Source organism: Sphingomonas sp. NY01, from assembly GCF_038809135.1.
Classification (GTDB): Bacteria; Pseudomonadota; Alphaproteobacteria; order Sphingomonadales; family Sphingomonadaceae; genus Sphingomonas; species Sphingomonas carotinifaciens.
In genome coordinates this window covers 2,205,730-2,228,377 of the sequence record NZ_CP101722.1, presented here as the reverse complement: position 1 = coordinate 2,228,377, position 22,648 = coordinate 2,205,730, and the positions used below count along the sequence as shown (strand labels likewise).

The window sequence follows — 22,648 nt, the reverse complement described above, 5'->3', positions numbered from 1 at the left end:
CTTGTTACTGTTCGACCGCCATCGTGACGCGGTAGGAAACCGGTGTCAACAGGGTGGCGCGGATCACGGCGTGGGGCTGGCCTTTACCGAAAACCGGTGTCAGGATCGGGCTTGCCTGTGCCGCTGCGGGGCGCCGGGCCGGAAGACCGGCACTGGCCGCGGGGCCGAGGGGGAGGTAGAGCACCGCCATGCAGAAGACCGGTCAGCCGACGATCAACGACGTGGCGCGCGAGGCCGGCGTGTCCAAGAAGACGGTCAGCCGGGTCATCAACCGCTCGCCTTTGTTGGGTGACGATACCCGCCGGCGGGTGGAGGCGGTGATCGAGCAACTGGGCTATATCCCCAATCCGCAGGCACGCGCGCTGGCCTTGCGCCGCAATTTCCTGATCGGGCTGGTCCACGACAACCCCAATGCGCAAACGGTGATGAACGTCCAGCAAGGCATGCTGGAAGGCCTGTACGGCACCGAGTTCGAGATGGTGGTGCGGCCGCTGGACCGTGGATCGCCGAGGATGCTGGACGATCTGCGCCACTTTCTGGAGCGGCAACGCCTGTTCGGGGTGCTGCTGCTGCCGCCGGTCAGCGAGAACGACACGGTGGCCGAGCTGTGCCGGGACATCGGCTGTCGCTATGTGCGGATGGGATCGGCGCCTCTGGATGCGCCGGAGCAGATGGTGGCGTCCAACGACCGCGAGGCCGTGCGCGCCGCGACCGACTATCTGATCGCGCAGGGGCACCGGCGGATCGGCCTGATCTGCGGCCCCCATGGCTTTCGCTCAGGGGTGGAGCGTCGCCGGGGCTTCGAGGAGGCCTTGGCGGCGGCGGGGATCGCGCTGCCCCGCTCGCTGATCGCGGACGGCAACTACACGTTCGAGTCCGGGCTGGTGGCGGCGGACCGGCTGCTCGATCTGGTGCCGCGGCCGACCGCGATCTTCTCGTCCAACGACGAGATGGCGGCGGGCGTGATCCATGCGGCGCGGCAGCGCGGATTAGAGATACCGCGCGACCTGTCGATCATCGGGTTCGACGATACGCCGATTGCGGCGCATGTCTGGCCGCCCCTGACCACGGTGCGCTGGCCGATCGCGTCCATGGCACGATCGGCCGCGCTGAAGCTGATCGCGGGATATGAGGAAGGGGAGCCGGTAGAGGAGCCGTCGCTCTTCCTGTCCACCCTGATCCGGCGCGGATCGGTATCGACCGCGCCGGCCTGACCTTGCCATGGTGTCTGACACCGGTTACCAATTGTCACACAGCCGCGGGGAAGCGGCGGAGAGGAAGATGATGACCCGGCCGTTGACCCTGCACCCCGACCGGCTGTTTCCGGCAGACCCGACGACCCGCGCCATCGCGCGGACACTGTATGCGCAGGTCGCCGATCTGCCGATCGTCAGCCCGCACGGGCATGTCGATCCCTCCTGGTTCTCCAGCGATGCGCCGTGGACGGATGCGACGAGCCTGTTGCTCGCGCCCGACCATTATCTGTTCCGCATGCTCTACAGCCAGGGGCTGGACCTCGACCGGCTGGGGATAGCGCGGCGCGGGGGCGTGGTGCCGGATACCGATCCGCGCGCGGCATGGCGGCTGTTCGCCGAGCATTACCCTCTGTTCCGCGGCACGCCGTCGCGCCTGTGGCTGGACCACGTCTTTGCCGAGGTGTTCGGGATCGACGTGGCACTGGAGGCGGCAACAGCAGATTTATACTATGACCTGATCGGCGAGGCGCTTGCCACTGAGGCGTTCCGCCCGCGTGCCCTGTTCGAACGGTTCCGCATCGACTTTCTGGCGACGACGGAGGGCGCGCAGGACGATCTGGCGCATCATGCCGCGATCCGCGCCTCGGGCTGGCAGGGGCGCATCGTCACCACCTATCGCCCGGACGGGGTGATCGATGTCGAGCATGAGCAGTTCGCCGGAGCGATGGAGCGCTTTGCCGAACTGACCGGTGAGGATGTCCATGACTGGCACGGCTATCTGGCGGCGCATGCCAAGCGGCGCGCGGCGTTTCGCGCCATGGGCGCGACCGCGACCGATCACGGCCATCCCACCGCCCAGACCGCCAATCTGTCGACCGCCGAATGCGAGTCGCTGTTCGCCCGGATCGTCGGCGGCACTTGGTCGGCGGCGGATGCCGAGCTGTTCCGTGCGCAGATGCTGACCGAGATGGCCAGGATGAGCGTGGAGGACGGCATGGTGATGCAGATCCATCCCGGCTCCTTCCGCAACCACAATGCCGGCCTGTTCGCCAGTTATGGCCGCGACAAGGGCGCCGACATCCCGATGCGGACCGATTACGTGTCCGCGCTGAAGCCGATGCTGGACGTGGTGGGTACCGAGCGCGACCTGACGATCATCCTCTTCACGCTGGACGAGAGCAGCTATGCACGCGAGCTGGCGCCGCTGGCGGGCCATTATCCCTGCCTGAAGCTGGGTCCGGCCTGGTGGTTCCACGATAGTCCGGAGGGTATGCGCCGGTTCCGCGAGATGACGACGGAGACGGCCGGATTCTACAACACGGTCGGGTTCAACGACGATACCCGCGCATTCCTGTCCATCCCGGCGCGGCATGACGTCGCGCGGCGCGTGGACTGCGCGTTTCTGGCGCGCCTCGTTGCCGAACACCGGCTGGAGGAGTGGGAGGCGGCCGACCTGGCGGTCGAGCTGACCAGTGGATTGGTACGCCGCGCCTATCGCATCGCATAAAAATATGTGGGAAGCGTTCTCACCATGTGCAACATTCCCCGCAATCTGATGACGGAGCCTGTTTGATGTTCGACCGCACCTATTACGCCACGCACCCCGACATGATGGAATGCGTATCCAATGACGAACTGCGCGACCGCTACCTGATCCAGGGGCTGTTCCGGGCCGGCGAATGCGTGCTGAACTACACCCATGCCGACCGGTTCGTGATCGGCGGCGTCGCGGTCGAGACCGGATCGGTGAAGCTGCCCGACCAGACCGAGCCGGCATCGGCGGCGGGTCATCCCTTCCTGGAGCGGCGCGAACTCGCGATCGTCAATGTCGGCGCGGTCGAGGGCACAGTGACGGTGGACGGCGAGGTCTTCACCCTGGCGGGCAAGGATTGCCTGTACGTGACGATGGGTGCGACCGACGTGCAGTTCGCCGGCGACGGCGCGCGCTTCTATCTGGCGTCGTGCCCGGCGCACAAGGCGTTCCAGACGCGCAAGCTGGGCATCGCCGACGCCAACGCGCTGGATCGTGGCAGCCTGGAGGAATCGAACGAGCGGACGATCTTCCAGCTCGTCATCCCCGGCGTGTGCGACAGCGCGCAGCTGGTGATGGGTCTGACCGTGCTGAAGCCGGGCAGCGTGTGGAACACCATGCCCCCGCACGTCCATGAGCGCCGCAGCGAAATCTATTTCTACTTCGAACTGGACGGCCCGAACGACCGGGTGATGCATTTCATGGGCGAGGGCGAGGCGATGCGCCACATCGTCATGGCGAACGAGGAAGCGGTGATCAGCCCGCCCTGGTCGATCCACATGGGTGCCGGCACCAAGGCCTATGCCTTTATCTGGGCGATGGCGGGCGAGAACCAGGACTATACCGACATGAACGTCCTCGACATCTGTCAGCTGGCGTAAGCACGATGGGCAATCCTTTCGACCTGTCGGGCAAGGTCGCGGTCGTCACCGGTGCCAATACCGGGATCGGCCAGGCGATCGCGCTGGCGCTGGCCGAGGCCGGTGCCGACATCGCCTGTGTCGGGCGCACCCCGGCAGAGGATACGGTGGCACAGGCACGCGCGCTGGGCCGGCGCGCGGAGATCGTGTCCGCCGACCTGTCCACCATCCAGCCCGTGCGGCGGGTGGTGGACGAGACGCTGGAGAAGCTGGGCGGGCTGGATATCCTGGTCAACAATGCCGGCATCATCCGCCGGGCAGACGCGGTCGACTTCACCGAGGAAGACTGGGATGCGGTGGTCGACACCAACCTGAAATCGGTGTTCTTCCTGGCCCAGGCGGCCGGGCGGCACATGATCGCGCAAGGTGGCGGCAAGATCATCAACATCGCATCGATGCTGACCTTCCAGGGCGGTATCCGCGTGCCGAGCTACACCGCGTCCAAGGCTGGCATCGGCGGGCTGACTAAGCTGCTGGCGAATGAATGGGCCAAACACGGCGTACAGGTGAACGCCATTGCGCCGGGCTATATCGCCACCAACAATACCGCAGCACTTCAGGCGGATGCGGCGCGCAACAATGCGATCCTCGACCGTATTCCGGCGGCGCGCTGGGGTGACCCGGCCGATCTGGGCGGCGCGGCGGTGTTTCTGGCGAGCCGCGCGTCCGATTATGTGCAGGGCCATATCCTGGCGGTCGATGGCGGCTGGCTGGCCAGATAAGGGGTAAAGGACATGGGTCGGTTCCTGGCTTTCGGCGAGGTGATGCTGCGCCTGTCGCCGCCCGGGCGCGAGCTGTTGATGCAGTCGCCCAGGCTGGACGTGTGGGTGGCGGGGGCGGAGGCCAATGTCGCGACCCAGCTGGCGCGGCTGGGGCATGATGTCGGGTTGGCGACGCGCGTGCCGGACAATGATCTGGGGCGCGCAGCGATCACCACGCTGCGCGGCCACGGCGTCGATGTGTCGCAGGTGCAGACGGGCGGCGAGCGGATGGGGTTGTACTTCGTCACCGCGGGCGCCGGCCTGCGCGCGACGGAGGTGATCTACGACCGCGCCCATTCCGCCTTTGCCGAGGCGCCCGTCTCCGCCTGGGACTGGGACAGGATGCTGGCGGGGGTCGACCGGCTGCACCTGTCGGGTATCACGCCGGCGCTGGGCCCCGTGCCGGCGGAAAGTGCGATCGCGGCGGCCGCGGCAGCGCGCGAGCGCGGCATCGCGGTGTCGTTCGACGGCAACTGGCGCGGCAAGCTGTGGGAGCGGTGGGACAGCGACCCGCGTGCGATCCTGCGCCGGATCGTGGAGCAGGCGGACCTGATGTTCGGCAACCACCGCGATATCGCGCTGCTGCTCGGGCGGGACGATTTCGGCGGCGAGGGCGAGGATCGGCGCCGCGCCGCGGCCGAGGCCGCGTTCGAGGCGTTCCCCAATCTGCAGACGATCGCGTCCACCGCGCGTCATGTCGAGCATGTCGACCTGCACCGGCTGTCGGCGCGCGTCGATGCGCGGGATGGCCATGCGCAGACCGCGGAGGTGGAGGTGGCCGGCATCGTCGACCGCATCGGCGGCGGCGACGCCTTTGCCGCGGGCGTGCTGCACGGCCTGCGCCGCGGTGGCGATATCGGGCAGGCGGCGGCGACCGGGCTGGCGCTGGCCGTGTTGAAACATTCGTTGCCGGGCGATGCGGGTCTGTTCCGCCAGCCCGATCTCGACGCCTATCTTGCAGGCGGGCTGGATGTCCGCCGCTGACGGCTGGACGCGCCGCGCGGCCCTGGGTGGCGGCGCGGCGCTGCTGCTTGGCGGGACGGCGGCGGCGCGGCAGGTGCGTGCGGTGCGATGCGCGGCGGGCGATTTCATCGGCACGCATGAGGGCGGGGTGCGGGTGTTTCGCGGCATCCGCTACGGCCGGGCGGAGCGGTTCCGCGCGCCCGTCGCGGTAGCATTGCCGGGCCGGCGGGTGGCGGCCGACGCCTTCGGCCCGGTCTGTCCCCAGACGGGGCCTTATGGCCCGCAGGACGAGGACTGCCTGTTTCTCAACATCTGGACGGCAGAGGCGGATGCCCGCACGCGCAAGCCCGTGATGCTCTACATCCATGGCGGCGCCTATTCGAACGGCAGCGTCACCGATCCGATGAACGACGGCCGTCACATCGCGGGCCGCGGCGATGCGGTGGTGGTGACGGTGAACCACCGACTGAACGCGTTCGGCTATGCCTATCTCGCACGGCTCGACCCGCGCTTTCCCGACAGCGGCAATGCCGGGCAACTGGACCTGATCCTGGCGCTGCGCTGGGTGCGCGCGAACATCGCCGCGTTCGGCGGCGATCCGGGGCGGGTGATGGTGTTCGGCCAGTCGGGCGGCGGCGCCAAGATCGCCACGATGATGGGGATGGAAGCGGCGCAGGGCCTGTTCCACCGCGCCGCGACGATGAGCGGGCAGCAGGTGACGGCGTCCGGCCCGATGAACGCGACGGCGCGGGCGCGCGCGCTGCTCGCCCGGCTGGGGGTGGGCGAGCGCGACCTGTCCCCGTTGCTGACCATGCCGGCCGCGCGGATCGTCGAGGGGCTGGCGGCGACCGACCCGGTGCTGGGCGGGGGCCTGTATATGGGGCCGGTGCTCGACATGACATGGCTGACCCGCCATCCATTCTGGCCCGACGCGAACCCGCTGGGCGCGCGCGTGCCGATGATGCTGGGCAACACGCATGACGAGACGCGCGCCTTTATCGGCCCCGACTCGCCAAGGGTAAGAGGGCTGAACTGGGACAATCTGGCCGAGCGGATGGCGCCGGAGTTGAAGGTGGACATCCTGCCCGAATGGGTCGTCGCCCAGTTTCGGGCGCGCTACCCGGCCTATGGCCCGCTGGACGTGTTCTATGCCGCGACGACGGCGGGACGAAGCTGGCGCGGACAGGTAGAGGAAGCCGAGGCGCGGGCGCGGGCCGGGGTGCCCGGATGGGTATATCAGGTCGATTTCGCCTCGCGCACCGATCCGGCGCGTGGCGCCTTTCACACCATGGATATTCCGCTGGTGTTCGGGACGCTGGATGCGCCGGGGTCGCAGACGGGAACGGGGGAGGATGCGCGGGCCGCATCCAGGGCGATGCAGGATGCGTTCTGCCGCTTTGCCGCGAGCGGCGAGGCCGCATGGCCGCGCTATACGCTGGAGACGCGTGCGACGATGATCTTCGATGCCGCGTCGCGGGTGGAGAACGACCCGCGACGCTGGGAGCGCGAGCTGTTTGCGCGGGTGCCCTATGTGCAGCCAGGAACGTGAGACGGCATCCTGACCAGCGCGGTTTCAGCGACCGGATCGAAACGCGAAATACCGGGGATAGCGTGACTTCAGGAGGATGAGCGCCATGACGAAAGGCGCAAGGCCGACAGCCGAAGCGGTGGTGAAGCCCATCCGAGGCTGAAGAAGCGCGACGGCGCCATATTGGCAGAACTTGCCGAGTATGACGCCCAGCACGACGAACGCCAGCGTGTAGATCGTCCGTTTCAATGTCACCCCCGGTCGGTTCAAAGGACGCCGTTCACGGGCGTACCACCGGATAGGCGATGATCAAGGCCAACGGCTCGCGACCGGTCTGGCGGATGCCGACCCGCTCGCCGTTGTAGAGATAGGCGGCCATGCCGGGGCCGACGGCGCGGCGCGCGCTGCCCGATGTCACCTCGCCGCGGCCGGACAGCACATAATAGACCTCGTCATGCGCGATCACATGCGCGCCGATCGCGGCGCCGCGATGCAGGATGCGCTTGCGGAATTCCATGGTGCGGTCGGGCACGCCGTCGCTGATCCGAAACGCGGTGCTGGTGCCGATCGCGCCGTGCGGCGGGCTTTCCTCGCGCCGGACGGTGCGTTCGTCGATGACGATCAGGGGGCGGGGCGCAGGGGTCTGCGCGGCGGGCAGGAGCATCAGCAACAGCGTGGCGACGGGCATCCGGGGCACCTTTCCAACGAGAGTATTGACAGGCGTTTATCGTGCTTTCATGATCCTGACACCGGTTACCTGTTCCATGCAAGGGGCAGGCGGGCGCACCAGAGCACTGGGCGTTCGGGAGAGGAAGGCGAGACCGCCCAAGGGCTGGCAACGCATCGTCTCCGACCAGATCATAGGAAACCGGCGGCAACCGGTGTCAGCGGCATCGTCCGCTTTGGGAGGGGATGAGCATGACCAAGGGTATCAACCTCATGCGCCGCAATCGGATCGGCCTTGGCGTATCGCTGGCGGCGCTGACCGCGGCGCTCGCCATGCCGACGAGCGTCGGCGCGCAGGCCGCCAATATCCCGTCGACGCAGACCCCGGGAACGCCGGCGCAGACCGATCCCGCCCCGGCGCAAACGGGCGTGGTCCCGCCCGGCACCACCGAGGAACCGGCCGATTCCAGCGCGATCGTGACGCCGCAAAGCGCCGATCCGGCCGCGGGCGGCGATGCGGACATCATCGTCACCGGCTTTCGCCGGTCGCTGGATGCCGCGCTGAACGTGAAGCGCGATTCGGTATCCGCGGTCGATGCGATCGTGGCGGAGGATATCGCCAAATTCCCCGACCAGAACCTGGCCGAGTCGCTGCAGCGCATTCCGGGCATTTCGATCCAGCGCGACGCCGGCGAGGGGCGGGCGATCACCGTGCGCGGTCTGGGCGCGCAATTCACCCGCGTGCGCGTCAACGGGCTGGAAACGGTGGCGACCTCCACCGACGGTGCCAGCGCGAACCGCGACCGCGCGTTCGACTTCAACGTCTTCGCATCCGAGCTGTTCAACTCGATCGTCGTCCACAAGACCGCCGAGGCGTCGCTGGACGAAGGGTCGCTGGGCGCAGTGGTCGATCTCAACACCGGCAATCCGCTGGGCGGCAAGACCGGGGTGACCTTCGTCGCGGCGGCGCAGGGGACATATAACGACCTCTCGGAAAACCTGCGGCCGCGTGTCGCCGGGCTGTTGTCCTGGAAATCGGCGGACGGCAATTTCGGCGCGTCGGTATCGGGCGCCTATACCAAGACCGACAATCTGGAACTGGGCAACAACACCGTGCGCTGGGCACAGGCCCGCTTCGACTCGGTGAACGGCACGCCCTGCTATTTCACGAGCGCCACCAGCGCCACGCGTGCGTCGAATGCGGGTGGCGTGTACCGCCCGAGCGCGGCGTGCGACCAGGCGGCGCTGGCCTTCCACCCGCGCATCCCGCGCTATGGCGAGGTGTTTCACGGACGCGAGCGGCTGGGCCTGACGGGCAGCGTGCAATGGTCGCCGTCGGACGCCACCAAGGTGTCGATCGACGCGCTCTATTCGCGCTTCACCGAGGATCGCGAGGAGAAATGGGGCGAGGTGCTGCTCCGCTCCAACGAGCGGTCGATCGACCTGCTGAACCCCGTCTATGACGCCAACAACAATCTGATCTCCGCGACGCTGAACGATGCCTGGGTGCGGACCGAGCATTATTATCGCCGGTCCAAGACGGAATTCTATCAGGTCGGCGGAAGCTGGGATCAGGATGTCAGCGACCGGTTCCGCTTCACCCTGATGGGCGGCATATCGCAGTCGGATGCGACGATCCCGGTCGAGACGACCTTCGTGTTCGACGATCGCGACGCGCAAGGGTACAGTTATGACTATACCAACTCGCGCAGCCCGCGGCTGACCTTCGGCACCAGCGTGACCGATCCGGCCAACTTCCAGCTGGCTGAGATCCGCGACCGCCCCTCGACCACGGTCAACAAGTTCCGCACCGGCCAGCTTCGGACCGAATGGGACGTGACCGACGGGTTCCAGGTGAAGACGGGCGCGATGTATCGCCGGTTCGAGTTCGATACCGAAGGGTTCACCCGCGACGCGGTGCTATGCCCGACCAGCACGACCGCGCGTCCCGACGCGGTGCTGGGCGCGGTGACGTGCACGCCCTCCTCCGTCTTTGGCGCAAATGCGGTGTACGGCCTGCCGGCGGGCAATCTAGGCGAGATCTTCAAGCTGGGCAGGGCGGGGCAGCCGCAGGGTACGACGACCGAGTTCCTGATCCCCAACATCGCCGCATCCGCCGCCGCGACCGGGCTGTATAATCGTCCCCTGGTGGTCGACCCCGGCAACATCCGCAACGTCGTGGAGGAAGTGACCGGCGGCTATGCCCAGTTCGACGTGAAGGGCAATGTCTTCGGGCTGGACTATGCGGCCAATGCCGGCATGCGCTACGCCCATACCGCGCAGCGCTCCACGGGGTTGAACAACGGCGTCGCGGTGACGGTGGAGCGCAGCTATGACGACTGGCTGCCGGCCGCCAACCTCGCCTTCTTCCCGACCAGCGAGGTCATTCTGCGTGCCGCGGTCGCCAAGGTCATCACGCGTCCGGCACTGGGCAACCTGACGCCGGGCGGGTCGGTCGACGGCTTCAACTACCGGATCAGCTTCGGCAATCCCAACCTGCTGCCGTTCCGTGCCACCGCGTTCGATCTGGCGGCGGAATGGTATTTCGCGCCGCAGTCGATCTTCTCGGTCGCGGCGTTCAAGAAGAATGTGGAAAGCTTCCCCGTGTCGGTGACGACGGCGGGCACCTATGCCTCCACCGGCCTGCCGCTGTCGATCATTCCGCCATCCTCGCCCGCCGCCTCGGCGCCGGAGGGGCAGATCTGGACGATCAACTCGATCACCAACGGCACCGGCGCCAGCCTGAAGGGCGTGGAGATCGCGCTGCAGGCGACGTTCCGCTTCCTGCCCGGCTTCCTGAAGAATTTCGGTGCGATCGCGAACGCGACCTTTATCGATTCCGATGCGACCTATACGCAAAGCGGCCCTGCCGTGGTGCCGGGCGGCGCGCTGGTGAACGTGGTGCGCACCGAGACGCTCTATGGCCTGTCCAAGCGGCAGTATAACGGCACGCTCTATTACGAGGATGCCCGCTTCTCGGCACGCGGTTCGATCAGCTACCGGGGGCCGTATATCGATGGCAGCTCGGGCACGGGCAACATCTTCGAGGGGTATAATTCGACGATCAACGTCGATGCCTCGCTGCGCTACAAGCTGACGCCCAATCTGGAGATATCGCTGGAGGGCACGAACCTGACCGACGAGTATCGGGACCGCTACACCGATCTCGATGCCAACCGGAATTACGAGAATAATCACTTCGGCCGCACCTTCCTGTTCGGTGCGCGCTTCAAGATGTAGGTCAGTCGACGAACAGCCCATGGGGCGGGGTGGCGGGCGCGTCGATCGCGGGCCGCTCCCCCAGCACCACGACGATGCTGCCGATGACGATCAGCACGCCGCCCGCGATCAGCGCCAGCCCCGCGGGGTCGCCGAACAGGGTGATGCCGACCAGCGCGCCGAACAGCGGTTCGATGTTGATGAAGACGCCCGCACTCGCGCTGTCGACGCGCGCCGCGCCATATTGCCACGCGGCGGTGGCAAAGAAGGTGGAGAGCAGTCCCTGGCCGATGATCCCCGCCCACGCGACCGGCCCGATGGCGAGCGACGGGGGACCGTGCAGCACCAGTGTGACGGGCAGGATGGCGAGCAGCGCCACGACGAGCGTCACCGCCGGCACCGCCAGCGGCGAGCGGGTGGCGGGTGCGCGCTTCGCCAGGATCAGCCAGCCGAGGAACACGACCAGCGAGGCGAGCGACAGCGCGATGCCGACCGGCGTGCCGGCTCCGCCGGGCTTGCCCGCGATCAGCGCGGCGCCAAGTGTCGCGCCGGCGACGCCCATCCATGACGCGCGGCTGACCCGCTCGCCCATCGCCCAGGCGGCGACCGCGACCAGCGCGGGCATCGCGCCGACCAGCAGCGCGGCCAGCGTGACCGTGACGCCGGCCAGCCCCTCGAACTGGACGATGAAGGCAAGGCCGTAGAGCACGCCCGCCGCGACCACCGCCGGTGAGCGGAACAGCGCACGCGCCTCCGCACTGCCCAGCGCAAAGGGCAACGAGGCGATGCTGGCGACCGCAAAGCGCAGCAGCACCATGTGCGCAGGCGCCACCTCCCGCAGGGCCAGCTTGCCGAGTGGGAAACCGAGGCCCCAGAACAGGCCGGCGAGGGTAAGGGCGATAAAGGCAGCGCGCATGGGCCGCCCCTGCAACGCCATGCCTTTTTTACGCAAGACAAATTGACGAACGCCCCCGCCCGCGCAATCATCCGTATTATAGCCGTAAGACGGCGCAACGATCGGGGGATTAAGAGGGTGCATCGACGCGATTTCCTGGCCGCGACCACCGCGGCGCTGGGCAGCGGTCTGCTGCCGGGCTATCTCGGCCGCGCGATTGCGGCTGAAGAGCTGCAATCGGCCATCCCGGGCGAGGTGAAGAAGCGGCTGGCCGATGTCGCGCTAAATGCCGCGCGCGGTGCCGGCGCGACCTATACCGATGTCCGCATCGGCCGCTATCTGCGCCAGTTCGTCATCACGCGCGAGGCGAACGTCCAGAATGTGGTGAACACCGAATCGCTGGGCGTTGGCATTCGCGTGATCGCCGACGGCGCCTGGGGCTTTGCCGCGACCAACGGGCTGACCGAGGATGCGGTGGCAGGCGCCGCGCGCCAGGCGGCCGCCATCGCCAAGGCCAATGCGAAAATCCAGTCCGAACCGGTGCGCCTTGCCCCGACGCCCGGCGTGGGCGCGGTGTCGTGGAAGACGCCGATCGTGAAGAACGCGATGGCAGTGCCGATCAAGGACAAGGTCGATCTGCTGCTGGGCGTCAATGCCGCGGCGCTGGGGGCAGGGGCCAACTTCGTCAACTCGATGCTGTTCGTCGTCAACGAGCAGAAATATTTCGCCTCCTCCGACGGATCGTACATCGATCAGGACGTGCATCGCATCTGGGCGCCGATGACGGTGACCGCGATCGACAAGGCGACCGGCAAGTTCCGCACGCGCGAGGGATTGTCCGCGCCGATGGGGCTGGGCTTCGAATATCTCGACGGCAAGGCGGCGGACAAGTTCACCTCGCCCAACGGCGTCGTGAATTACGGCATGTCCTACGACATGAAGGAGGATGCGATCGCCGCCGCGCGTCAGGCCAAGGCGAAGCTGACCGCACCGTCGGTGAAGCCGGGCAAGTACGACCTGGTACTCGACCCCTCGCACACCTGGCTGACCATCCACGAATCCGTCGGCCATCCGCTCGAACTCGACCGGGTGCTGGGCTATGAGGCGAATTACGCCGGCACCAGCTTCGTCACGCTCGACAAGGTCAAGGAGCGTTTCCAATATGGCAGCCCCGAAGTGTCGATCGTCGCCGACAAGCTGCAACCGGGCAGCCTGGGTGCGGTCGGGTATGACGACGAGGGCGTGAAGACCAAGAAGTGGGACCTGATCCGCGACGGCAAGCTGGTCGACCTGCAGGCGATCCGCGATCAGGCGGCGATGCTGGGCAAGTCCGCGTCGGACGGTTGCTGCTACGCCGATAGCTGGTCCAGCGTGCAGTTCCAGCGCATGCCGAACGTCAGCATGGAGGCGGGCAAGAAGAAGCATTCGGTGGCCGACATGATCGCCGGCGTCGACAACGGCATCTACATCGTCGGCGACGGCAGCTTCTCGATCGACCAGCAGCGCTACAATGCGCAGTTCGGCGGGCAGCTGTTCTACGAGATCAAGAACGGCAAGATCACGCAGCAGATCGAGGACGTGGCCTACCAGATCCGCACGCCGGAATTCTGGAACGCCTGTGTCGGGGTATGCGACCAGAGCGATTACCGCCTGGGCGGCTCGTTCTTCGACGGCAAGGGCCAGCCCAGCCAGGTGTCGACGGTCAGCCATGGCTCGTCCACCGCCCGCTTCAACGGCATCAACGTCATCAACACCGCGCGCTCGCTCGGCTGAGACCGGTCTTCCAAGGAAATCCGCACATGACCATTTTCACCGAAGACCAGGCGCGCGCGATCCTGACCAAGGCCGTGTCGCTGTCCAAGGCGGACGAGTGCACCGCCCAGCTGTCCGGTTCGATCAACGGCAATATCCGCTTTGCGCGCAATGCGGTGTCGACCAGCGGCATCGTCGACGATGCCGATCTGGGCGTGACCGTCGCGTTCGGCAAGCGCGTCGGCACGGCCACGATCAACGCCTTTGACGACGCCTCGCTCGCCCGCGTGGTCGCACGGGCCGAGGAACTGGCGCGGCTCGCCCCCGAAAACCCCGAATTCGTCCCCGCCATCGACAAGCAGGCCTATCGCGTCAGCCCGACATTCAGCGCGGCGACCGCGGGCATCACTCCGGATTACCGCGCCAAGGTGGCCGGCGATTCGATCGCGGCCTGCAAGGGCGAGAAGCTGGTCGCGGCAGGCTTCCTTCAGGATGGGCAGAGCTTCACCGCCTTTGCCAATTCCAAGGGCAATTTCGGCTATCAGCGTGCCAGTGGCCTGGATTACACCTGCACGGTGCGCACGGAGAACGGCCAAGGATCGGGCTGGGTCGGCCGCAACCTTCAGGATTCGTCCGCCTTTTCCGCGGCGACGGAGGTTCGCACCGGCATGCGCAAGGCGGCCGCCTCGGTCGAGGCGCGGGCGCTGGAGCCGGGCAAATATACCGTGATCCTGGAACCGGCGGCGGCGGCGGGGCTCATCAGCTTCATGATGAACTTCTTTGGCGCGCGCGAGGCCGACGAGGGACGCAGCTTCCTGTCGAAAAAGGGTGGCGGCAACAAGCTGGGCGAGCAGGTCTATGACCCGCGCGTGACGATGATCGCCGATCCGTGGCATCCGGAGGCGGCGGTGATGCCGTGGGACGGCGACGGCCTGCCCCGCCAGCGTCAGGCGATCGTGCAGGACGGCAAGATCGCCTCGCTCGATTACAGCCGCTTCTGGGCGCAGAAGATGGGCAAGACCGCGGTCGGATCGCCGGGCAACCTCATCATGTCGGGCGGGACCAAGTCGACCGCCGACCTGATCCGCGGCACCGAGCGCGGCATCCTCGTCACCCGCACCTGGTACATCCGCATGGTCGATCCGCAGACGGTGCTGCTGACCGGCCTGACCCGCGACGGCACGTTCTATATCGAGAACGGGCAGATCAAATATCCGGTGAAGAATTTCCGCTTCAACGAAAGCCCGGTGATCATGCTCAACAATATCGACGAACTGGGCAAGCCGGTGCGCGTGGCGGGCGACGAATCCTCGCTGGTGATGATGATCCCGCCGATGAAGCTGCGGGATTTCACCTTCACCTCGCTATCCGACGCGGTGTGAGGGAAGGGGGTGCCTATTGCCCTCTCCCCTCCGGGGAGCATCAGGTGAACAGCGCCCTGCGCTGTTCAGCCCATGCCGGGGGCATGGGCGACCTGATGCTGGAAGGGGCCCGCTGCCGCAAGGCAGTGGGAAGGGTGAGGGGTAGTCAGGCAGTGCTCCGTTCGTGGCAGCCCCTCATCCTCCCCACGGCTGCGCCGCGGGTCCCCGCCTTCTCCCCGGAGGGGAGAAGGCGATGCTAACCCGCCATCAATTTCTCCGCCGTTTTGTAGCGGCAGCTACCGCCACCGCGCTCCCCCGCGCCGCGCAAGGCGCCGGCGCCTATGACTTCTGGTTCACCCGGATACGCTACGATTCCGGCGACTGGGACGTGGATCAGCGCATGCCGAGCAACCTGCTGACCGCACTGGTCGACTATACCAACCTGCGCGTCGACCCGCGCGAGCGGGTGGTGGCACTCGCCGATCCCAGGATGCTGACCGCACCCTTCTGCTACATGGCGGGGCACAAGCTGGTCGACTTCTCACCCCCCGAACGGCGCAATTTCGAGCGTTATGTCCGCAATGGCGGGTTCGTGTTCGTGGACGATTGCAACCACGATATCGACGGGCTGTTCGCCACCTCGTTCGAACGGCAGATGGCGGCGATCTTCGGTGCCTCCGCGATGAAAAAGCTGCCGAATAGCCACGCGCTCTATTCCAGCTTCTTCAAGTTTCCGGGGCCTCCCGCCACCGGGTTCGAGCTGAACGGATGGGGCGACGACCTCGTCCATGATTATCTGCGCGGCATCAGCATCGATGGCCGGCTGGGCGTTCTCTACAGCAACAAGGATTATGGGTGCGAATGGGACTACGATTGGCGCAACAAGCGTTTCCTGGCGGACGACAATACGAAGTTCGGTGTCAACATCGTGCTGTATGCGCTGAACAATTGAGTCTGGCATGACCGAAGGGGAGATCGAGGCGCAACTCGCCACGCTGACTAGCTTACGCGCCGCGATCGGGCAGGCGATCGTCGGGCAGGCGGAGGTGGTCGAACAGCTGCTCATCGGCCTGATCGCGGGCGGGCACTGCCTGTTGGAGGGGGTGCCCGGTCTCGGCAAGACGCTGCTCGTCCGCTCCCTGGGCGAGGCGTTGCATCTCGACTTCCGCCGCGTGCAGTTCACGCCCGATCTGATGCCCAGCGACATTCTCGGCACCGAATTGCTGGAAGAGGATCACGGCACGGGCAAGCGGCATTTCCGCTTCCAGCCCGGCCCCGTCTTCACCAACTTGCTGCTGGCCGACGAACTCAATCGCACGCCGCCCAAGACGCAGGCGGCGCTGCTGGAGGCGATGCAGGAACGCACCGTCAGCTATGGCGGCGTCACCCACATGTTGCCGCAGCCCTTTTTCGTGCTGGCGACGCAGAACCCGCTGGAACAGGCGGGCACCTATCCGCTGCCCGAGGCGCAACTGGATCGTTTCCTGCTCCACATCCGCGTCGGCTATCCGAGCGAGGCGGAGGAGCGTGCGATCCTGGCGCAGACCACCGGCAGCGGCCTGCCCGCGGTACCGCGGGTGATGGAGGGGGCGGCCGTTCTGTCGCTTCAGGCGCTGGTGCGGCAGGTGCATCTGTCGGACGGGCTGCTCGACTGGATCACGCGCATCGTGCGTGCCAGCCGACCGGGGGACGGCGTGCCCGATGTCGTGACACGCTATGTGCGCTGGGGCGCCGGCCCGCGCGCCGGCCAGTCGCTGGTGCTGGCGGCCAAGGCGCGGGCGCTGATCCACGGCCGCCTGGCGGCGACGCGGGAGGATATCGCGGCGCTGGCCGGGCCCGTGCTGCGCCACCGGTTGCTGCTGTCCTTTGCGGCCGAGGCGGAGGGCATGGACGCCGATGCCGTCGTGGCGGGCCTGGTCGCGGGAGTGGGTGGCCCTGTCGGCTGACCTGATCCCCGCCGACGTTCGCTACCGTCTGAAGGCGCTCGGGCTGGCCACCCGGCGCGCGGTGGGCGATCGGGGGATCGGCGCGCATGCCAGCCGGTCGCGCGGCGCCGGTCTCGAATTCGCGCAATACCGCGCCTATGAGCGGGGCGACGAGCCGCGGCAGATCGACTGGAAGCTTTATGCACGCTCCGACCGGTTCTTCGTGCGCGAGGCGGAGCGGGAAAGCCCGGTGGCGCTGTGGATCATGCTCGACGCCAGCGCCTCGATGGCGGACCGCTTGCCCGCGGCGCGTGGGGTGGCGGCATGTCTGGCCGAACTGGCGCTGGCGAATGGCGACCGCTTCGGCCTGTTGGCGTTGCGGGGCGACGGCCTGCAAAGGGTGGCACCGGCATCGGGAACGCAGGCGCGGGACCGGTTGCAACGGATGCTCGCCACGCTGGAAGCCGGGGGCGGCTTGCCCGACGAAGCGATGCTGGCGCCGTTATGGGAACGGATCGGTGCGCGTGACCTGATCGTGATGCTGTCCGACTTTTTCGACGATGCCGCCGCCTCGCTCGCCACCCGATTGTCGGATGCGGGGCGGGAGGTGCTGGCGATCGACATTCTGACGCCGGCTGAGCGCGACTTCCCCTTTGTCGATGGCCATGTGTTTCGCGATCCGGAAACGGGCAGGGAGCTTGTGGGCGACGGTCCTGCGTTGCGCGACGCGTTTCTGCTGCGATTCGCGGAAGCCCGAGCGGCGCTGCACGCACGCTTTACCGCTGCCGGGGTGGCCTGCGCGACGCTGTTCACCGACCAGCCGGTCGATACGCCGCTCCACGCCCTGTTCGGCCGGCGGGCATGACGCCTGCGCTGCTCGCTCCGGCGGCGCTCGCCAGCCTTGCCGCGATCCTGATTCCACTGGCCATTCACCTTGCCCGTCGGACCGAGCATCGCCTCCTCGACTTTCCCGCCCTTCGATGGCTCCACCAGACGCCGCGCCCCCGTCACCGCCCACGCTTCGACGAATGGCCGCTGCTGCTCCTGCGCTGCCTGTTGATCCTGCTGCTCGCACTGCTCCTCGCCCGCCCGGTCCTGTGGAACGCCGACGCTCCCCACCCCGTCCTCGCGGCCGTGCCGGGTGCGCGGGTCGATGGCGCGCGGGGCGTGTGGCTGGCGCCCGGTTTCCCCTCGCTTGATACCGCCCCGCCGCCCCGTCAACCGGTGGCGAGCCTGTTGCGCCAGCTCGATGCCGAGTTGCCCAAGGGGGCGTCGTTGACCGTTCTGGTGCCACCGGTGATCGACGGCATGGACGCGATGCTGCCGGCGCTCTCCCGGCCGGTGACCTGGCGGATCGTGGCCGGTGCCGAACCCCCGCCGCCTCCGCCCGCCGCTGCCCCGCGGCTGGTCGTACAGGGGGCGGGGGTGGGCACGAACGTTCTGCATGCCGTTGCGGCTGCATGGGGTGGCGGGGCGAACGCGCCGCGGGTCATCGCTGCCGTGGCGCCCGGCGCGCTGCCCTCGGCGGTACGGGACCATGTCGCGGCGGGGGGAGGCGCGCTGATCGGCCCGCGCACCGCCGTTGCGGTGACATGGGCCGATGCCGACGGCGCGATCCCTGCACAGGAGGCGCATCTGGGGCGCGGCAGGCTGGTGCGCCTGACCCGCCCGCTCGATCCGGTCGCCATGCCGATGGTGCTCGACCCCGATTTCCCGACGCACCTGCGTACCCTGCTTCAACCCTTGCCCGCACCCTCCCGCGCGCCGGCCGCCGGCCTCATCCCCCGCACCGGCGGCCCGACGCCCGATCGCCCCCAGCGCGATCTGACGCCCCACCTCCTATGGACGACCGCCCTGATCTGGCTCGCCGAACGCCTACTCGCGACCCGGTCGCGCCGGGCTCCGTCGCTATGACGGCAGCGGTGATTGAGCGGTTGGCGGGGCCGGCACGTCGTCGCGCGGGCCAGATCGTGGCGGCCCGCGCTATCCTACCGGCAGCAGTGCTGGCGCTACTTGGCTGGCGGGCCGGCGGCGTGTGGCTGGCATTGGGCTTGCTGGTTTCCGCTGGCGTGACGATCGTGGCGGCTGCGCTTCGCGAAGCGCGGCGCCTTGACGAGGATTGGCTCGTGGCGACGTTGGATCGCACCCATCCCGAGCTGGAGGACTCGACTGATCTGGTGTTCGCCGATGCTGAAGGCCTGAGCTCGCTTCAGCGCGTGCAGGCGGGCAGGATCGCGGTGCGTGTCGAGGCCATTCCGCCTCGCCAGTTGCTCGAGGTCTGGCCTGCGCGCGAATTGACGACTAGCGGGATCATCGCAGTCGCACTCGCGACGATCGTTCTGGCTTGGCCTGACAGCAGGGTGCCGATGCTGGCGCCAGCGGATGAAGGGCTCGCCGCGTCACCAGGCGTGCCGCGGCTGGTCGGGCAAGCTCTGATGGTTGAGCCGCCAGCCTATACCGGTGCCCCGACGCAGACGCTCGGCACGTTGGATGCGCGCGTGCCCGAGGGTAGCCGACTGGTGTGGACGCTGCGGTTTGTGCCGCAGCCTGCGGGGGCGGGGCTGGGGTTGCTGGAGGGTGGGCGGATCGGGCTGGAGCCGGGGGCGGGGGTGTGGCGTGCGTCACGGCGGCTGACGCGGTCGTTGCTGTACCGGGTGCGGCCGGAAGGGGGCAGGGGATTGCCGCCGCTGCACCGGATCGAGGTGATCGCGGACAGGCCGCCCGAGGTGCGCGCGCTGGTGCCGGGCGCGACGTTGACCATGGCGGCGGGGGGGCAGCGTGCGTGGCGGGTGATGTTCGAGGCGGTGGACGATTACGGGGTGATGCCGGAGGCGACGCTGAGGCTGGTCCTGGCGCAGGGTGAGGGGGAGAATGTCACCTTCCGCGAACGCAGCCTGACGGTGCGGGGGACCGGCGGCGGGCAGCGGATGCGGTTCGGGACGAATATCGATCTCGGGGCGATCGGTTTTTCCGAGCCGGGCGACCTGGTGGCGCAACTGACGGTCCGGGATGCGAAGGGGCAACGCGTGCAGGGGCCGAGCGTGATCCTGCGGCGTCCGCCGCCGCGCCCGGCAGACAGCGGTCTGGAGGCGATGACGCGACAGGCGCTGCCCGCCTATTTCCGCAGCCAGCGTCAGGTGATCATCGATGCCGAGGCCCTGATCGCGACGCGGCCGCGGCTGGCCGCGGATCGCTTCGGCGCCCGCTCGAACGCGATCGGCGACGATCAGCGGTTGCTGCGGATGCGGTATGGGCAGTTTATGGGGGAGGATAGTGGCGGGGGAGCGTCCGCGGCGATGCCTACCAACGATGCCGAGGAAGGCGAGGAGGGGCATGAGCATCGGGAGGCCGCGCCCTCTGTCTTCGGGGCGCTGGGCGACATCACGGCAGAGGTGGGGCACACGCATGACGAGCCGGAAGCGGCGACCCTGCTGGACCCCGATACGCGCGCGATCCTGCGGCAGGCGCTGGATGCCATGTGGCAATCCGAAGCCGCCCTGCGCCTGGGCGAGCCGAAGCGGGCGCTGCCCCATGCCTACCGCGCCCTGCGCTTCATCAAGCAGGTCCAGCAGGCGACCCGCATCTTTCTGGCGCGCACCGGGCCGCAATTGCCGCCGGTGGACGAGAGCCGGCGGCTGACGGGCAAGCGGGAGGGGATTGGGGCGCGCGGCCTGCCTGATCTGGCGGCGCGTGCGGCGGATCCGGTGCCGGGTGCGGCGTGGCGCGGATTGGAGGACGGGCGCGCGGTCGATCTGCCGGCCCTGCAGCGGTGGGTGGCGGCGAATGCGGCGCGGATCGGCGATCCGCTGGCGCTGGCGGCGGCGATCGATGGGGTGCGGGTGGAGCCGGGTTGTGCGGCGTGTCGGGCGCGGTTGCGGGCGGAGTTGTGGAAGGTGATGGCGCGACCGGCGGCCGGGGTGGTGCGGCGGGCGCGCGGCGACGCGATGGGGCGGCGGTATCTGGAGGCGCTGCGATGAGCGTCGCGCTGGCGGCGGTGCTGGCGGTCGGGGTGGTCGTGGCCTGGGTGCGGTTATGGACCTGGCAGCGGGCCGGGGCGGCCAAGGCATCGAAGACGCGGCTGACCATCCTGATCGCCGCGCAGCCGGTGCTGGCGATCCTGCTATACCTCGGCTTGCAGCCGCCGGTCGGGGGCGGCGGGGCGCGGCATATCGTGGTGGCGACGCGGGGCGCGGTGGCGGGCGCAGGCGTGGTGGCGCTGCCGGAGGCGGGAGCGGCCGAGGGAGCGAAGCGGGCGCCCGATCTGGCGACGGCGCTGCGGCGGGCGGGAGACGTGCGCAGCGTGCGGATCATCGGCAGTGGGCTGGAGCCGCGCGACCGGGAGGCGCTGGACGGGGTGGCGGTACAGTTCGATCCGCCGTCGTTGGCGCGGGGGATCGTGAAGGTGGGGGCGCCGGCGTGGGTGGCGGCGGGGGACCGGTTCGAGATCGCGGTGCGGGCCGAGGCGCCGGCGGGGGTGGAGGTTCGGCTGATCGATCCGGCGGGGCGGGTGGTGGACCGGCAGACGCCGGACGCGCGTGGCGAGGCGGTGCTGTCGGGTACGGCGCGGACGGCGGGGGCGGTGCTGTTCACCGTCAGACTGGGCACCATCGACACGGTGACGGTGCCGCTGTGGACGCGTGCGCCGGCCGTGGTGCGGCTGTTGATCCTGAGCGGCGCACCGGGGCCTGAAATCAAGGCATTGCGGCGCTGGGCGACGGATGCCGGGCTGACGGTGGAGGTGCGGGCGGCGCTTGGCGGCGGCGCTACGCTCGGCGGTGCGGTGCGGGTCGAGCCGGGCGCGCTGGCCCGGACCGATATCCTCGTGCTGGACGACCGCGCCTGGACCATGCTGGGCAGCGATGGACGCAGCGTGGTGCGCACGGCGCTGCGTGGCGGCATGGGACTGGTGCTGCGCGCGACCGGGCCGTTGCTGCCGGCAGTGCGCCAGGATTGGCGGACGTTCGGGTTCGGATTGCAAGGCGACGGCGCGGACCATGTCGTTTCCCTGCCGCCGGCCGCGCCCGACGATGCCGCGCTGGCGGCGCGGCGGGGACCGGGAAGCGCCGACGTGCCGTTGGCCATTGCCGGTGATCGCGCGGCGGTACCCGAGCTGACGCGCACAGGATACGGCGTGACGGGCGCGGCGATCATGCGCGACAAGGGGGGCGCGATGCTGTCCGCATGGCGGCCGGCCGGACAGGGACGGGTCGCGCTGACCCTGGTGCAGGACAGTTTCGCGCTGACGACCAGCGGGCATGGCGATCGTTATGCCGAGTGGTGGAGTGCGCTGCTGTCGGCGGTGGCACGGCCGGGCGACGGGGCTCCGCCGAGCATATCGGACCGGCCACGCGCGGGGGTGCGGGCCGTGGCATGCGGGGTGAAGGCGGGCGACCGTTTAATTACGCCAAGCGCACGGGCCGTGGAATTGCAACCGGAACGGGGCTGTGCCGCCTTCTGGCCGCGGGTGGCGGGCTGGTACCGGCTGGGTGAACGGCCGGTGCATGTCGGTGCCGCCGATGCCGATCCGGCGATGCAGGCGCGCGAACGGCGGGACGCGACACTGCGGCTCGTTCGCGGCGAATCCGCACTTTTGCAAGCAACGCCGTCGCATATCTGGCAAAGCCGATGGTTCTGGCTGGCGGCGTGGATGATCGCAGCGGCCAGCACATGGTGGTTCGAACGCCGCCGCAAGTAACACTGAGCAGCGTCCAAATAACCACCACAACGTGTTGTTTCAAAACGGTTTTGATAGTCGAAATTCGTCCTCTTTTAACGCAGCGTTAACTATTGAGGCGGCGTTCTGGGTGCCTGACGCGGGTGAAAGTGCCCGCGTTTCGAAGGGGATGAGGATGACGCGATCCGCGACATGTCCGGCGTTTTCGCATCGGCGCCACCGCGCCGTGTGACCATGCCGGGCGCGTATCGCCCACC

The 22,648-nt window shown here is 68.3% G+C and carries 19 protein-coding genes; 15 read left to right on the top strand and 4 right to left on the bottom strand.

The window, feature by feature from the left end:
* Window positions 1–4: 4 nt before the first annotated feature.
* Entirely contained in the window at window positions 5–190 is a 186-nt protein-coding gene (locus NPJ82_RS10775) for a hypothetical protein (protein WP_342657367.1), read from the bottom strand.
* Here NPJ82_RS10775 and NPJ82_RS10770 point away from each other — a divergent pair.
* The 6 genes from NPJ82_RS10770 (at window position 189) to NPJ82_RS10745 (ending at window position 6,920) form a co-directional block, all read left to right on the top strand.
* Entirely contained in the window at window positions 189–1,214 is a 1,026-nt protein-coding gene (locus tag NPJ82_RS10770; RefSeq protein ID WP_267349941.1) for a LacI family DNA-binding transcriptional regulator, read from the top strand. The two genes, NPJ82_RS10775 and NPJ82_RS10770, sit on opposite strands and share 2 nt — an antisense overlap.
* Window positions 1,215–1,284: 70 nt before the next feature.
* Window positions 1,285–2,703, top strand: a complete 1,419-nt coding sequence (gene uxaC, locus NPJ82_RS10765) for a glucuronate isomerase (RefSeq protein ID WP_342658999.1) — start codon at window positions 1,285–1,287, stop codon at window positions 2,701–2,703.
* A 65-nt stretch (window positions 2,704–2,768) separates the two neighbouring features.
* Entirely contained in the window at window positions 2,769–3,608 is an 840-nt protein-coding gene (gene kduI, locus NPJ82_RS10760; protein WP_112382848.1) for a 5-dehydro-4-deoxy-D-glucuronate isomerase, read from the top strand.
* A 5-nt stretch (window positions 3,609–3,613) separates the two neighbouring features.
* Window positions 3,614–4,369: a 2-dehydro-3-deoxy-D-gluconate 5-dehydrogenase KduD gene (gene kduD / locus NPJ82_RS10755; RefSeq protein ID WP_342657366.1), complete on the top strand. Its 756-nt coding sequence runs from the start codon at window positions 3,614–3,616 to the stop codon at window positions 4,367–4,369.
* 12 nt (window positions 4,370–4,381) lie between these two features.
* Window positions 4,382–5,392, top strand: a complete 1,011-nt coding sequence (locus NPJ82_RS10750; RefSeq protein ID WP_342657365.1) for a sugar kinase — start codon at window positions 4,382–4,384, stop codon at window positions 5,390–5,392.
* Window positions 5,379–6,920 (top strand): carboxylesterase family protein, encoded by a 1,542-nt coding sequence (locus NPJ82_RS10745; protein WP_342657364.1) that lies wholly within the window; start codon window positions 5,379–5,381, stop codon window positions 6,918–6,920. Before NPJ82_RS10750 ends, NPJ82_RS10745 begins: the two co-directional genes overlap by 14 nt.
* 24 nt (window positions 6,921–6,944) lie before the next feature.
* On the opposite strand, the gene NPJ82_RS10740 is transcribed toward NPJ82_RS10745, so the two are convergent.
* Window positions 6,945–7,148, bottom strand: coding sequence for a hypothetical protein (locus NPJ82_RS10740; RefSeq protein WP_342657363.1), 204 nt, complete (start codon window positions 7,146–7,148; stop codon window positions 6,945–6,947).
* 31 nt (window positions 7,149–7,179) lie between these two features.
* Window positions 7,180–7,587, bottom strand: a complete 408-nt coding sequence (locus NPJ82_RS10735; RefSeq protein WP_342657362.1) for a cupin domain-containing protein — start codon at window positions 7,585–7,587, stop codon at window positions 7,180–7,182.
* Window positions 7,588–7,817: 230 nt separating this feature from the next.
* Between NPJ82_RS10735 and NPJ82_RS10730 the strand changes: the two genes are divergently transcribed.
* On the top strand, window positions 7,818–10,805 hold the full coding sequence (locus NPJ82_RS10730) for a TonB-dependent receptor (RefSeq protein ID WP_342657361.1): 2,988 nt from the start codon (window positions 7,818–7,820) through the stop codon (window positions 10,803–10,805).
* A 1-nt stretch (window position 10,806) separates the two neighbouring features.
* Here NPJ82_RS10730 and NPJ82_RS10725 read toward each other — a convergent pair whose 3' ends face one another.
* Window positions 10,807–11,700: a DMT family transporter gene (locus tag NPJ82_RS10725; RefSeq protein ID WP_342657360.1), complete on the bottom strand. Its 894-nt coding sequence runs from the start codon at window positions 11,698–11,700 to the stop codon at window positions 10,807–10,809.
* 117 nt (window positions 11,701–11,817) lie between these two features.
* Here NPJ82_RS10725 and NPJ82_RS10720 point away from each other — a divergent pair, with 117 nt between their 5' ends.
* The 8 genes from NPJ82_RS10720 to NPJ82_RS10685 all read left to right on the top strand — a co-directional run bounded on the left by NPJ82_RS10720 (window position 11,818) and on the right by NPJ82_RS10685 (window position 22,412).
* A complete protein-coding gene (locus tag NPJ82_RS10720) occupies window positions 11,818–13,452 on the top strand; it encodes a TldD/PmbA family protein (RefSeq protein WP_162527082.1) in 1,635 nt (544 codons plus the stop codon).
* A 26-nt stretch (window positions 13,453–13,478) separates the two neighbouring features.
* A complete protein-coding gene (locus tag NPJ82_RS10715; RefSeq protein WP_342657359.1) occupies window positions 13,479–14,813 on the top strand; it encodes a TldD/PmbA family protein in 1,335 nt (444 codons plus the stop codon).
* Between the two features lie 232 nt (window positions 14,814–15,045).
* On the top strand, window positions 15,046–15,744 hold the full coding sequence (locus NPJ82_RS10710) for a DUF4159 domain-containing protein (RefSeq protein ID WP_342657358.1): 699 nt from the start codon (window positions 15,046–15,048) through the stop codon (window positions 15,742–15,744).
* A gap of 7 nt (window positions 15,745–15,751) precedes the next feature.
* Window positions 15,752–16,738 (top strand): MoxR family ATPase, encoded by a 987-nt coding sequence (locus tag NPJ82_RS10705; RefSeq protein ID WP_342657357.1) that lies wholly within the window; start codon window positions 15,752–15,754, stop codon window positions 16,736–16,738.
* Window positions 16,722–17,582 carry a DUF58 domain-containing protein gene (locus NPJ82_RS10700; protein ID WP_342657356.1) on the top strand — a complete coding sequence of 287 codons (861 nt, stop codon included), beginning with the start codon at window positions 16,722–16,724 and terminating at the stop codon, window positions 17,580–17,582. The genes NPJ82_RS10705 and NPJ82_RS10700 overlap by 17 nt, the downstream gene beginning before the upstream one ends.
* Window positions 17,579–18,631, top strand: coding sequence for a BatA domain-containing protein (locus NPJ82_RS10695; protein ID WP_342657355.1), 1,053 nt, complete (start codon window positions 17,579–17,581; stop codon window positions 18,629–18,631). The genes NPJ82_RS10700 and NPJ82_RS10695 overlap by 4 nt, the downstream gene beginning before the upstream one ends.
* Window positions 18,628–20,694, top strand: coding sequence for a DUF4175 domain-containing protein (locus NPJ82_RS10690; protein ID WP_342657354.1), 2,067 nt, complete (start codon window positions 18,628–18,630; stop codon window positions 20,692–20,694). The genes NPJ82_RS10695 and NPJ82_RS10690 overlap by 4 nt, the downstream gene beginning before the upstream one ends.
* Window positions 20,691–22,412, top strand: coding sequence for a carboxypeptidase regulatory-like domain-containing protein (locus NPJ82_RS10685; protein ID WP_342657353.1), 1,722 nt, complete (start codon window positions 20,691–20,693; stop codon window positions 22,410–22,412). The genes NPJ82_RS10690 and NPJ82_RS10685 overlap by 4 nt, the downstream gene beginning before the upstream one ends.
* The last annotated feature ends 236 nt before the right edge of the window (window positions 22,413–22,648 follow it).

Coding starts and splice junctions, on each gene's coding strand:
- NPJ82_RS10690 (WP_342657354.1), top strand. CDS start 18,628: ATGACGGCAGCGGTGATTGAGCGGTTGGCGGGGCCGGCACGTCGTCGC.
- NPJ82_RS10710 (WP_342657358.1), top strand. CDS start 15,046: ATGCTAACCCGCCATCAATTTCTCCGCCGTTTTGTAGCGGCAGCTACC.
- NPJ82_RS10775 (WP_342657367.1), bottom strand. CDS start 190: ATGGCGGTGCTCTACCTCCCCCTCGGCCCCGCGGCCAGTGCCGGTCTT.
- kduI (WP_112382848.1), top strand. CDS start 2,769: ATGTTCGACCGCACCTATTACGCCACGCACCCCGACATGATGGAATGC.
- kduD (WP_342657366.1), top strand. CDS start 3,614: ATGGGCAATCCTTTCGACCTGTCGGGCAAGGTCGCGGTCGTCACCGGT.
- NPJ82_RS10695 (WP_342657355.1), top strand. CDS start 17,579: ATGACGCCTGCGCTGCTCGCTCCGGCGGCGCTCGCCAGCCTTGCCGCG.
- NPJ82_RS10730 (WP_342657361.1), top strand. CDS start 7,818: ATGACCAAGGGTATCAACCTCATGCGCCGCAATCGGATCGGCCTTGGC.
- NPJ82_RS10705 (WP_342657357.1), top strand. CDS start 15,752: ATGACCGAAGGGGAGATCGAGGCGCAACTCGCCACGCTGACTAGCTTA.
- NPJ82_RS10685 (WP_342657353.1), top strand. CDS start 20,691: ATGAGCGTCGCGCTGGCGGCGGTGCTGGCGGTCGGGGTGGTCGTGGCC.
- NPJ82_RS10725 (WP_342657360.1), bottom strand. CDS start 11,700: ATGCGCGCTGCCTTTATCGCCCTTACCCTCGCCGGCCTGTTCTGGGGC.
- uxaC (WP_342658999.1), top strand. CDS start 1,285: ATGACCCGGCCGTTGACCCTGCACCCCGACCGGCTGTTTCCGGCAGAC.
- NPJ82_RS10715 (WP_342657359.1), top strand. CDS start 13,479: ATGACCATTTTCACCGAAGACCAGGCGCGCGCGATCCTGACCAAGGCC.
- NPJ82_RS10735 (WP_342657362.1), bottom strand. CDS start 7,587: ATGCCCGTCGCCACGCTGTTGCTGATGCTCCTGCCCGCCGCGCAGACC.
- NPJ82_RS10750 (WP_342657365.1), top strand. CDS start 4,382: ATGGGTCGGTTCCTGGCTTTCGGCGAGGTGATGCTGCGCCTGTCGCCG.
- NPJ82_RS10745 (WP_342657364.1), top strand. CDS start 5,379: ATGTCCGCCGCTGACGGCTGGACGCGCCGCGCGGCCCTGGGTGGCGGC.
- NPJ82_RS10770 (WP_267349941.1), top strand. CDS start 189: ATGCAGAAGACCGGTCAGCCGACGATCAACGACGTGGCGCGCGAGGCC.